We start from the raw sequence: 10,894 nt of genomic DNA on the forward strand, positions 1-10,894 counted from the left end.
GGTCACTCCTTCTTCGCGCGACGTCCGTACGTCCGATGTCCGTCACGGAGGGCGATTCCCTCCAGCACCGTCGACAGGTACTGGCGGGCGATCTCCTCCGGGCTGTGCTGTCCGCCCGGCCGGTACCAGGACGCGGCGACCCACACGGTGTCGCGCACGAAGCGGTAGGTGAGCCGGACGTCGAGGTCGGTGCGGAAGACCCCGGCGGCCACGCCGCGTTCCAGGGTCGTGAGCCAGGCCTCCTCGAACCTGCGCCGCGAGCCCGCGAGGTAGCCGAAGCGCGGCTGCTCCCGCAGGTGCCTGGACTCCTTCTGGTAGATGGCGACGGCGGCGCGGTGCCGGTCGATCTCCCGGAACGATTCGGTGACGAGGGCCTCCAGGGTCTCCCGGGGGCCGAGCACGGCGGCGAGCACGGCGTCGTACCGGGCCCACAGCTCGTCCAGGAAGGCGCGGAGGATCTCGTCGAGCATCGACTCCTTGGAGTCGAAGTGGTAGTAGAGGCTGCCCGCGAGCAGGCCGGCCGCGTCGGCGATGCGGCGGACGCTGGTGGCGTCGTATCCCTGGGCGGCGAACACCTCGGCCGCCGTGTCCAGGATCTCGCGGCGCCGCTCCGGCGCCGGTCTCACGGGTGCTGGCTGCTGACGGAGAGGACCTCCCCCGTCAGATAGGAGGAGTAGCCGCTGGCCAGGAAGACGATCACGTTGGCCACCTCCCACGGCTCGGCGTGGCGCCCGAAGGCCTCGCGGGAGGTCAGTTCCTCCAGGAGTTCGGGGGTGGTGACCTTCACCAGGTGCGGGTGCATGGCGAGGCTCGGGGAGACGGCGTTGACCCGTACGCCGTACTCGGCGGCCTCCAGGGCGGCGCAGCGGGTGAGGGCCATCACTCCGGCCTTCGCGGCGGCGTAGTGGGCCTGGCCCTTCTGGGCGCGCCAGCCGACCACGGAGGCGTTGTTGACGACGACGCCCCCGGCGCCGGCGGCCTTCATGCGGCGCAGCGCGGCGCGGGTGCAGCGGAAGGTGCCGTTGAGGGTGACGTCGAGGACCTTGTCCCACTGTTCGTCGGTCATGTCGACGAGGTCGGCGGTGCCGCCGAGGCCCGCGTTGTTGACGACGACGTCGAGGCGGCCGTGGCGCTCGACGGTGAGGTCGAGCAGTGCGGCGACCTGGGTCTCGTCGGTGACGTCACAGGGGAGGGCGGCGACGCGGTCGGCGCCGAACTCCGCGGCCAGTCCGGCCTCGGACTCCTTCAGTCTGCGGGCGTGGGCGTCGGAGAGCATGACCTTCGCGCCCTCTTCCAGGAGCCGTCGGGCGGTCGCGCCTCCGATGCCGGCGCCCGCGGCGGCGGTGACGACGGCGGTGCGGCCGGCGAGCAGGCCGTGGCCCGGTACGTAGGCCGGAGGCGTGTGCGGGGCGGTCACGGGCGGACCTCCTTGGGCAGGCCGAGGACGCGCTCGGCGATGATGTTCCGCTGGATCTCGTTGGAGCCGGCGTAGAGGGTGTCGGAGCGGGAGAACAGGTACAGGCGCTGCCAGTCGGTGAGGTCGTAGGGCCCGCCGGCGGCGAGCATGCCGTCGGCGCCGCAGACGTCCATGGCGAGTTCGCCGAGCTCCCTGTGCCAGGTGGCCCAGAAGATCTTCCCGATGGACGCCTCCGGTCCGGGGGCGCCGGCCGCGACGCCGCCGAGCATGCGGAGCGCGTTGAACCGGATGGTCTCCAGGCCGATCCAGGCCCGGGCGATCCGGTCGCGGATGAGCGGGTCGGCGGCGGCGCCGTTGCGCCGGGCGAGCGCGATGACCGACTCCAGCTCGCGGCGGAATCCGACCTGCTGGCCGAGGGTGGAGACGCCCCGCTCGAAGCCGAGGGTGGCCATGGCGACCCGCCATCCGTCGCCGGCGGCGCCGACGAGGTGGGAGGCGTGGGTGCGGGCGCCGTCGAAGAAGACCTCGTTGAACTCCGAGGTGCCGGTCAGCTGGACGATCGGCCTGATGTCGACGCCCGGCTGGTCCAGGGGGACGAGGAGGTAGGACAGGCCCTGGTGGCGGGTCGATCCGGGCTCGGTGCGTGCCACGACGAAGCACCAGTCGGCTTCGTGCGCGAGCGAGGTCCACACCTTCTGTCCGGTGACCGCCCAGTGGTCGCCGTCCCGTTCGGCGCGGGTGCGGACGTTGGCCAGGTCCGAGCCGGCGTCGGGCTCGGAGTAGCCCTGGCACCAGAGTTCCCCGGCGGCGACGATCGGCGGGAGGAACCGCTCGCGCTGTGCGGGGGTGCCGAAGGCGATGAGGGTGGGGCCGAGGAGCTGCTCGCCGATGTGGTTGACGCGGGCGGGGGCGTCGGCGAGGGCGTACTCCTCGTGGAAGGCGACCTGTTGTTCGAGGGTCGCGCCGCGTCCGCCGTACTCCTCGGGCCAGCCGACGCAGGTCCATCCGTGGGCGGCCATGTGCCGTTCCCAGGCGAGGCGTTCGGCGTGCGCCTCGTGTTCCCGTCCGGGGCCGCCGCGCCCGCGCAGGGCGGCGAAGTCGCCCGTGAGGTGGGAGCGCAGCCAGCCGCGGACCTCTCTGCGGAACTCCTCGACGTCGCTCATGGCCGTACGTTAACCTACCAAACACTTGTTAGGGAAGGAGGGCGGATGTCCGCTGCCCGCACCGCGCCCACGGCGCCGGTCCGCTACGCACGCCTCGGCCACGCGGCCGAGGCCACCAGGGACCGGCCCGGTCACCGCGACACCGAGACCGCCCCCGCCGCGCTGGGCGGCGTCGGCCCCCACGCGACGCCGTGGCACTCCGGGCAGCGCCCCCCGCACGCCCGGGGGGCGGGAGCCTGACATGGACCTCGACTTCTCCGCGGCGGAGGACGCCTTCCGGGCCGAGGCCCGCGCCTGGCTCACCACCCACGTGCCCCGCACCCCGCTGCCCTCCCTGGAGACGGAGGAGGGATTCGCCGCCCACCGGGAATGGGAGCGCACCCTGTTCGCCGACCGCCGGTCGGTGGTCTCCTGGCCCGAGGAGTACGGCGGCCGGGGCGCGACGATCCTCCAGTGGCTGATCCACGAGGAGGAGTACTACGCCGCCGGCGCCCCCGGCCGGGTCAGCCAGAACGGCATCAGCCTCCTCGCCCCCACCCTCTTCGAACACGGCACGGACGAGCAGCGCGCCCGCGTCCTGCCCCCCATGGCGAGCGGCGAGGTCGTCTGGGCCCAGGCCTGGTCCGAGCCCGAGTCCGGCTCCGACCTCGCCTCGCTGCGCTCCACCGCCCGCCGGACCGACGGCGGCTGGCTCCTGAACGGCCAGAAGACCTGGTCGTCCCGGGCGGCCTTCGCCGACCGCGCCTTCGGCCTGTTCCGCAGCGACCCCGACACCGCCAGGCCGCACCAGGGCCTGACGTACCTCATGTTCCCGCTGGGCGCCGACGGGGTGACCGTACGCCCCATCGGGCGTCTCGACGGAAAGCCCGCCTTCGCCGAACTCTTCCTCGACGACGTCTTCGTGCCCGACGAGGACGTGATCGGCGCGCCGGGACAGGGCTGGCGGGTCGCGATGAGCACCGCGGGCAACGAGCGGGGGCTGACCCTGCGCAGCCCGGGCCGGTTCACGGCCGCCGCCGAACGCCTGACCGGACTGTGGCGGGAGAACGCCGACCCGGGCGACACCGCCCTGCGCGACCGGGTCGCCGACGCGGTCGTCGGAGCCCGCGCCTACCGGCTGTTCACCTACGCCAACGCCTCGAGGATCGCCGCCGGAGGCACGATCGGCGCCGAGTCCAGCCTCAACAAGGTCTTCTGGTCCGAGCTCGACATCGCGCTCCACGAGACCGCCCTCGACCTCCTGGGACCGTACGGCGAACTGTCCGACGAGGCCACCGAAGCGCCCGCGCACGGCAGCTGGGCCGAAGGCCACACCTTCTCCCTCGCCGGACCCGTCTACGCCGGCACCAACGAGATCCAGCGCGACATCATCGCCGAGCGGCTGCTCGGCCTCCCGAAGGGACGCCGGTGATGCGGTTCCTCCTCGACGACGAACAGCGGGAGTTCGCCCGCTCCCTCGACTCCCTGCTCGCCGCGGCCGACACCCCAGGAACCGTACGCGCCTGGGCGGCCGGCGACACCGCTCCCGGCCGGGCGCTCTGGACGCGGCTCGCGGAGGCGGGCGTCTTCGCCCTCGCCGTACCGGACCGGCACGACGGCCTCGGCCCCCTGCCGGTCGAGACGACCGTCGCCTTCACCGAGCTGGGCCGTCACGCCGTGCCCGGCCCGCTGGTGGAGACGGTCGCCGCGGCGGCGCTCCTCGACCGGCTCGGCGACGCCGGGGCCGCCGCCCTGCTGCCGCGGATCGCCCACGGCAAGGCGGTCGTCTCGCTGTGCGTGCCGGCCCTCGGCGGGCCCTACGCCCTGGACGCGGACGCCGCCGACGACGTGCTCGTCGTCGAGGGGGACACCGTGCGCCTGGCCGAGGGGGCCGGACCCGTCCAGCCCTCGGCCGACCCGGCCCGGCGGCTGGCCCGCCCGCTCGGCGGAGCCGTCCTGGCGAAGGGCCCGGCCGTGGCCGCCGCGACCGCGCACGCCGCCGAGGTCGCCGCCCTGGCGACCGCCGCCCAGTGCCTCGGCCTCGGCCGCGCCCTCCTCGACCGGACCGTCGAGTACGTCGGACAGCGGCGCCAGTTCGGCGTCGCCATCGGCTCCTTCCAGGCGGTCAAGCACCGTCTCGCCGACGCGCTCATCGCCCTGGAGTTCGCCCAGCCGCTGCTCCACTCCGCCGCCCTGGCCCTGGCGGAGGGGGCGGGCCACCGCTCCGCCGAGATCGCCGCGGCGAAGCTCACGGCGGGCGAGGCCGCGTACGCCGCCGCCCGCACCGCCCTGCAGCTCCACGGAGCCGTCGGCTACACGGAGGAGCTGGACCTCGCCCTGTGGATCCGCAAGGCGCGCCCGCTGCGCGACGCCTGGGGCACGCCCGCGGCCTGCCGCGCCCGTGTCCTCGCCTCCTGAAGCCGCCCGGCACCCAGAGGAGCAGAAGCGTGAGGCCGACCGAGGAACAGGAAGAACTGCGATCCGCCGTGCGGGCCGTGCTCGGGCGCCATCCCGGCGCCGCGGCATGGCGGCCGCTGACCCGGCAGGTCGGCGTCGCGGGGCTCGCCGTCCCGGAGGAGTACGGCGGCGCCGGGTGCGGGGCCCTCGAGACCGCCGTGGTCATGGAGGAACTGGGCCGCGAGCTGAGCCCCGTCCCGTACCTCGGCTCCGCGGTGCTCGCGGTGCGGGCGCTGCTCGCGTCCGGCGACGACGACGCCTGCGCCCGCCTCCTGCCGGGGCTCGCCTCGGGCGTCGTGGTGGGCACCCTCGCGTGGGCCGAGCACGGCTCCTGGGACCCGTCCGCCGTACGGGCACGGGCCCACCCCGGCCGCGGGGGGACCTGGCGGATCACCGGGGCCAAGGAGCACGTACTCGACGGCGCGGAGGCCGGGCTCCTGCTCGTGGCGGCCCGCTCCGAGGCGGGCGTCTCCCTCTTCGAGGTGTCCGCCGACGGGCCGGGAGTCGCCCGCGAGGCGTCCGTGACGATGGACTCCACGCGGGCTCAGGCGCGCGTCGTGCTCACCGGAGCGGAGGGCCGGCTCGTCGGCGCCGAGGGCGGCGGCGACCGGGTCCTGTCGGACGTCCTGGACCTGGCCTGCACGGCGCTCGCCGCCGAACAGGTGGGTGCCGCCGCACGCTGCCTGGAGATCACGCTCGCCTACGCCGGGGAGCGGATCCAGTTCGGCCGCCCCATCGGTTCCTTCCAGGCGGTCAAGCACCGACTCGCCGACGCGTACGTCCTGGTGGAGTCCGCCCGCTCCGCCGCGCTGGGCGCGGCCTTCGCCGCCGCCGACGGCGGCCCGGAGCTGCCCCGGCTCGCCGCCGCCGCCAAGTCGGCCTGCTCGGAGGCGTTCTCCGCGGTGGCCGGCGAGATGATCCAGCTCCACGGCGGCATCGGCATCACCTGGGAGCACGACGCCCACCGCTACTTCAAGCGCGCCCACGGCTCCACCCGGCTCTTCGGCCCGCCCGCCTGGCATCGCGCCCGCCTGGCGGCGGAACTCGGTCTGCCGGCGGACTGACGAGGGCTTCGGCGTCCAGCGCGACGACCCGGCCGGCGAGCGCGGCCGTGGCCGGGTCGTGCGTGATCAGCATCAGGGACAGGTCGCCGCGGTCGCGCACGAGGGCCGCGAGCGTGTCGAGGATTCCCTTGCGGGTGACCGTGTCGAGGCCGGAGGTGATCTCGTCGCAGATCAGCACGCGGGGCCGGGCCAGCAGGGCCCGGGCCAGGGCCGCGCGCTGGAGTTCTCCGCCCGACAGCGCGCCGGGGCGGCGGCGGACGAGCTTCTCGGCGAGGCCGAGGGCGGCGAGGGTGGTGAGCGCTTCGGCCAGGGCGTCCGGCTCGGCCGCCCCGCGCAGCCGGACGGCCGTGCGGGCCACCTGGTGGACGACGGGGCGGTGTTCGTCGAACGCGGCGCGCGCGTCCTGGAAGACGTACTGGACGGCGGCGAGCTGCTGACGGGTGCGGTCCCGCAGGCTGCGCGGGAGGGGGACGCCGTCGAGGAGCACGTCGGCGTCGTGATGCCGGTGCAGCCCGGCCAGGCAGCGGCCCAGGGTGGTCTTCCCGCTGCCCGAGCGGCCGACGACGGCCAGGCACGCGCCGGGGTGCAGGCTGAGCCCCGGCAGACGGAGCACGGCGGTCCGGCCGTGGCGCGCGGTGAGGGGGCCCACCTCCAGGGTCGGGGCGCCCCCGGACACCGGCTCGACGCGGCCGGTGCCGGAAGCGGAGGCCAGGAGCTCGGCCGTCCACGGGTGGCGGGGCGCGCGCCACAGGCGTTCGGCCGGCGCGGACTCCACCACCCGGCCGTCCCGCAGGACGAGGACCTCGTCGGCGAGCGCGCGGACGACGTCCAGGTCGTGGCTGAGGAGGACGACGGCGATCCCCTCCCGTGCCACGGCGGCGAGCTGCTCGACGATGCCCCGTTTCGTCGACGGGTCCTGGCCCGTGGTCGGTTCGTCGGCCACGATCACCCCGGCGCCGAGCAGCAGCGCCTGCGCCAGGACGACGCGTTGCTGCTGGCCGCCCGACAGCTGGTGGGGGTAGCGGCGCAGCATCGCCTCGGCGTCGGGGAGCCGGGCCTGCGCCAGGGCCCGCAGGACGCGCTCGTGGAGGGCGGCACGGCGCTCCCGCCACGGCAGGTGCCGTACCTGGGGGCGGGCGAGGTCCCGGAGCAGGGCGCCGACGCGGCGGGCGGGGTTGAGGACGGCCGCCGGGTGCTGCGGGACGTGGCCGACGAGGCCGCCGGGCGCGCGGACGTCGCCGGACACGACGGCACCCGCGGGGTATTCGCCGAGCAGGGCGAGGCCCGTGGTCGTCTTGCCGCTGCCGGACGCGCCCACGAGCGCGGTGACGGTGCCGGGGAGCACGCGGAGGTCGACCCCGTCGACGATGGCCCTGCCGCCGATCTCCACGCGCAGGTTCTTGATCTCGGCGACGGCTTTCACGGCTTCCACGTCCGTCTCCTCTTCTCCAGCCCGGCGTCCGCGAGCAGGTTGACGCCCATGGTCAGGGCGACGATGAGCAGGGCGGGCACGACCACGGCCCAGGGCTGGACGAACAGCCCGGTGCGGTTGCGGTCCACCATGACCGCCCAGTCGGCGGCGTCCGGCTCGACGCCGACGCCGAGGAACGCCGCGGTGGCCACGAGGTACAGCACACCGGTCAGCCGTACGCCCGCGTCGGCGACGAGCGTGCGGGCGAGGGACCTGCCGACGTAGCCGACGGCGGTACGCCACCAGGTCTCCCCCTGCATCCGCAGGGCTTCGACCGCCGGGCGTGACGCCGCCTCGGCCGCCGCGGCACGGACGATGCGGGCGGCGTCGGGGATGTTGACCAGCGCCACGAGGAGGGCGAGTCCGGCGGCCCCCGGGGTGAGGACGGCGGCAACGAGCAGGATCATCAGCAGCGACGGCACCGCGAGCAGCACGTCGAGCGGCCGCATTAGCAGCTCTTCGAGCCAGGCGCGGTGGGTGAGGGCGCTGACGACGCCGAGGGGGAACGCGATCAGATAGGCGAGTGCGGTCGCGGCCAGCGCCACGAGGACCACCGATCGCCCTCCCAGCAGGACCTGGTCCCAGACGTCACGGCCGACGAAGTCGGTGCCGAGCGGGTGTCCGCCGCCGAGCGCGAAGGAGGCGGCTCGGGGCCCGGGGCCGTCGGCGAACAGCGGTCCGAGGAGGGCCAGCGCGAGGGGAATGCCCGCGACGGCGGCGCCGAGCGCGAAACGGGACTTCACGCGGCCGCCTCCGCCCGCGGGGCGAACCGGCGCGCGACCAGGTCCGCGCCGAGGTTGAGCACGACGGTGGTGACGCCGAAGACGACCGCGAGGCCCTGGACGACGGGCACGTCCCGTTCGGCGACGGCGTTCATCAGGACGGTGCCCAGGCCGGGGATCACGTACAGCGCCTCCACGACGACGACCCCGCACAGCAGCCAGTCGACGGTGCGGGCCAGTTGCTGGGTGGCGGGCGCGAGGGCGTTGGGCAGCGCGTGGCCGTACCGGACGCGCGGGCCCGGGACGCCGTAGCGGCGGGCGTGTGCCGCGTACGGCGAGTCCAGGGCGTCGATCATGCCGGCGCGCACCAGCCGGGCGAGGGAGCACACCGGGCGCGAGAGCAGGACGAGGACGGGGATGACCAGCGCGGCGGGGTGGGCCAGGAGGTCGGTGCCGTAGCCGACGGCGGTCGGCGGGACCCAGCCGAGGTGCAGGGCGAGGACCGTGACGAGGAGCATGCCGAAGGCGAACTCGGGCACGGCGTACACGCCGAGCGTCACCGCGCTGACCAGCCGGTCCACGAACCCGCCCTCGTGGCGGGCGGCGAGGACCCCGAGGCCGAGGCCGGCCGGGACGAGGAGCGCGAACGTCAGGGCGGCGAGCAGCAGCGTGGGTCCGAAGCCGTCGGCGATGTACGTGCCGACGGGCCGCCCGGAGGCCAGGGAGGTGCCGAGGTCTCCGTGGGCCAGTCCGGCCGTCCAGTCCGCGAGGCGTTCGAGCGCGGGCCGGTCGAGGTCCATCGCCTCGCGGAGGGCGGCGATGCGCTCCGGGTCGGGCTGGTCGCCGGCGAGGGCGACGGCGGCGTCGCCCGGCAGCGCCTCGGTGAGGGCGAAGACGAGCAGCACGACGGCCGCCGTCTGCGCCGCACCGAGGAGCAGCCGCCGGGCGATCCAGGACCGTGGTCCGGTCACGCGAGCCACACCTTGTCGAAGCGGGCCCAGTCGAGGGAGTTGGCGGGCGCCTTGGTCTCGACGCCCCGGACGCGGCGGGCGGTGCCGAGGATCCAGTCGGCGAAGCCCCAGACCAGGAAGCCGCCTTCGGCGTGCAGCCGGCGCTGCATGCGGGCGTACACGGCCGTGCGCGCGGCCTTGTCCTTGGTGGACTGCGCCTGCTGGTAGAGGGCGTCGAAGTCCTTGTGGTGCCACTTGGTGGCGTTGGTGGTGGATTCGGTGAGCAGGCGCTGGGAGATGTGCGCTTCGATGGGCATGGCGCCGGAGCGGTAGGAGCAGAAGGTGCCGGAGTCGAGGACGTCCTTCCAGTAGCTGTCCTTGCTGCCGGTCCTCACGGTGACGGTGACGCCGGCCTTGGCGGCCTGGTCGCGGAAGATGGTGGCGGCCTCGGTGAACCCGGCGGCGACGGGCGAGGTGTCGAGGGTGACCTGGAGGCCCTCGGCTCCGGCCTCCTTGAGCAGCGCCCTGGCCCGGTCGAGGTCCTGTTCCCGCTGGGGCAGGCTCGCGTCGTAGTACTCGTAGCCCTTTCCGAACAGGTCGTTGCCGATCTCTCCGGCGCCGGACAGGGCGCCGGCGACCAGCTCCGCGCGGTCGGCGATCAGGAAGAACGCCTCCCGTACCCGCTTGTCGTCGAAGGGCGGGCGGTCCGTCTTCATCGCGAACGCCTGCATGGTGCTGTTGCGGAGGCGGACGATCTCGACCCGGCCCCGGCCCTCGTGGGCCCGCGCGGTCGTGGGGGCGAGCTCGTGGGCGTACTCGATCTGGCCGCCGAGGAGGGCGTTGATGCGGGCGGACTCCTCGTTGGCGACGACGAGTTCCAGTTCGTCCAGGTACGGGGCGCCGTCCCAGTAGTCGTCGTTGCGCCTGAGGAGGGCGGACTTCCCGGGGGCGAAGGAGACGAGGCGGAAGGGGCCGCTGCCGACCGGGTTCCGGTCGAAGTCCTGCTCCCTCCCGGGCACGACGTACGCGCCGAAGGCGGCCAGCACGTTGGGGAATTCGGCGGTGGGCCGCTTGAGGACGAACTCGACGGTCCGCTCGTCCAGTGCGCGGCTGGCCTTCAGGTCGATGGGTTCCAGGGACGCCTTGGCCCGGAACGCCTTCTTCGGGTCGGTGATCCGCCGGTAGCTGTGCAGGACGTCGGCGGCGGTGACCGGCGTGCCGTCGTGGAAGGCGGCCTCGCGCAGCGTGACCTTCCAGCGGTCCAGGCTCGCGTTGGGCTCCCACCGGGTGGCGAGGCGCGGCCGGGCGGACAGGTCGGGGCCGTGGTCGGCGAGCTTGTCGAAGAGGGCCTTGGCACGGGCCACGTCCCCGAAGAGGTTGGCGAGGTGCGGATCGAGGGTCTCGCTCGCGCCGCCGCCGGCGAAGGCGGCGCGGAGGCGTCCGCCGCGCCGCGGCTCGCCGCCGGCCTCGGTGGTGGACTTCGCGGTGTCGGCGGCCGGTCCCGTGGCGTCGCAGCCCGTCAGGGCGAGGGCGCCGAGGCCCGCGGCACCGGCGGCGACGGTGAGGAAGCCCCGTCTGCGGAGCCCGGGGAAGCGAGGATCGTCGGTTGTGCGCTCGGGGGCGGGAGAGTGGTTCATGGCGGTGTTCACGGTGGTGTTCAAAGCGGTGTTC

Annotated in this window: 11 protein-coding genes; 4 read left to right on the forward strand and 7 right to left on the reverse strand. The window is 74.8% G+C overall.

Annotated features, from left to right (window positions below; translation table 11 throughout):
• Positions 1-2: 2 nt before the first annotated feature.
• The 3 genes from AC067A_RS28650 to AC067A_RS28660 are packed head-to-tail and all read right to left on the reverse strand — an operon-like array spanning position 3 to position 2,580.
• A complete protein-coding gene (locus AC067A_RS28650; RefSeq protein WP_479245369.1) occupies positions 3-626 on the reverse strand; it encodes a TetR/AcrR family transcriptional regulator in 624 nt (207 codons plus the stop codon).
• Positions 623-1,417: an SDR family oxidoreductase gene (locus AC067A_RS28655; RefSeq protein ID WP_479245370.1), complete on the reverse strand. Its 795-nt coding sequence runs from the start codon at positions 1,415-1,417 to the stop codon at positions 623-625. The genes AC067A_RS28650 and AC067A_RS28655 overlap by 4 nt, the downstream gene beginning before the upstream one ends.
• Positions 1,414-2,580, reverse strand: a complete 1,167-nt coding sequence (locus tag AC067A_RS28660; protein WP_479245371.1) for an acyl-CoA dehydrogenase family protein — start codon at positions 2,578-2,580, stop codon at positions 1,414-1,416. The genes AC067A_RS28655 and AC067A_RS28660 overlap by 4 nt, the downstream gene beginning before the upstream one ends.
• Positions 2,581-2,625: 45 nt before the next feature.
• On the opposite strand from AC067A_RS28660, the gene AC067A_RS28665 reads away from it, so the two are divergent.
• Genes AC067A_RS28665 through AC067A_RS28680 form a run of 4 tightly spaced genes read left to right on the forward strand, consistent with a single transcriptional unit; the run spans position 2,626 to position 6,080 of the window.
• Entirely contained in the window at positions 2,626-2,820 is a 195-nt protein-coding gene (locus AC067A_RS28665) for a hypothetical protein (protein WP_479245372.1), read from the forward strand.
• A gap of 1 nt (position 2,821) precedes the next feature.
• Positions 2,822-3,991, forward strand: a complete 1,170-nt coding sequence (locus AC067A_RS28670) for an acyl-CoA dehydrogenase family protein (RefSeq protein ID WP_479245373.1) — start codon at positions 2,822-2,824, stop codon at positions 3,989-3,991.
• Positions 3,991-4,977 carry an acyl-CoA dehydrogenase family protein gene (locus AC067A_RS28675; RefSeq protein ID WP_479245459.1) on the forward strand — a complete coding sequence of 329 codons (987 nt, stop codon included), beginning with the start codon at positions 3,991-3,993 and terminating at the stop codon, positions 4,975-4,977. Before AC067A_RS28670 ends, AC067A_RS28675 begins: the two co-directional genes overlap by 1 nt.
• A 29-nt stretch (positions 4,978-5,006) precedes the next feature.
• Entirely contained in the window at positions 5,007-6,080 is a 1,074-nt protein-coding gene (locus AC067A_RS28680) for an acyl-CoA dehydrogenase family protein (RefSeq protein WP_479245374.1), read from the forward strand.
• Here AC067A_RS28680 and AC067A_RS28685 read toward each other — a convergent pair.
• From AC067A_RS28685 to AC067A_RS28700, 4 genes are read right to left on the reverse strand one after another with little or no spacing between them, the layout of a single operon-like run.
• The gene (locus AC067A_RS28685; protein ID WP_479245375.1) at positions 5,989-7,512 is read right to left on the reverse strand and encodes an ABC transporter ATP-binding protein; all 1,524 of its coding nucleotides are present in this window, start codon (positions 7,510-7,512) and stop codon (positions 5,989-5,991) included. The two genes, AC067A_RS28680 and AC067A_RS28685, sit on opposite strands and share 92 nt — an antisense overlap.
• Positions 7,500-8,294 (reverse strand): ABC transporter permease subunit, encoded by a 795-nt coding sequence (locus AC067A_RS28690; RefSeq protein ID WP_479245376.1) that lies wholly within the window; start codon positions 8,292-8,294, stop codon positions 7,500-7,502. Before AC067A_RS28690 ends, AC067A_RS28685 begins: the two co-directional genes overlap by 13 nt.
• A complete protein-coding gene (locus AC067A_RS28695) occupies positions 8,291-9,244 on the reverse strand; it encodes an ABC transporter permease (protein WP_479245377.1) in 954 nt (317 codons plus the stop codon). The genes AC067A_RS28690 and AC067A_RS28695 overlap by 4 nt, the downstream gene beginning before the upstream one ends.
• Positions 9,241-10,860 carry an ABC transporter substrate-binding protein gene (locus tag AC067A_RS28700; RefSeq protein ID WP_479245460.1) on the reverse strand — a complete coding sequence of 540 codons (1,620 nt, stop codon included), beginning with the start codon at positions 10,858-10,860 and terminating at the stop codon, positions 9,241-9,243. The genes AC067A_RS28695 and AC067A_RS28700 overlap by 4 nt, the downstream gene beginning before the upstream one ends.
• Positions 10,861-10,894: the final 34 nt, after the last annotated feature.

The organism is Streptomyces sp. NPDC043176, from assembly GCF_056436715.1.

What these genes read in the sequence shown, in the direction of transcription:
- AC067A_RS28670 (WP_479245373.1), top strand. Translation starts at nt 2,822, where the DNA reads ATGGACCTCGACTTCTCCGCGGCGGAGGACGCCTTCCGGGCCGAGGCC.
- AC067A_RS28700 (WP_479245460.1), bottom strand. Translation starts at nt 10,860, where the DNA reads ATGAACCACTCTCCCGCCCCCGAGCGCACAACCGACGATCCTCGCTTC.
- AC067A_RS28665 (WP_479245372.1), top strand. Translation starts at nt 2,626, where the DNA reads ATGTCCGCTGCCCGCACCGCGCCCACGGCGCCGGTCCGCTACGCACGC.
- AC067A_RS28675 (WP_479245459.1), top strand. Translation starts at nt 3,991, where the DNA reads ATGCGGTTCCTCCTCGACGACGAACAGCGGGAGTTCGCCCGCTCCCTC.
- AC067A_RS28660 (WP_479245371.1), bottom strand. Translation starts at nt 2,580, where the DNA reads ATGAGCGACGTCGAGGAGTTCCGCAGAGAGGTCCGCGGCTGGCTGCGC.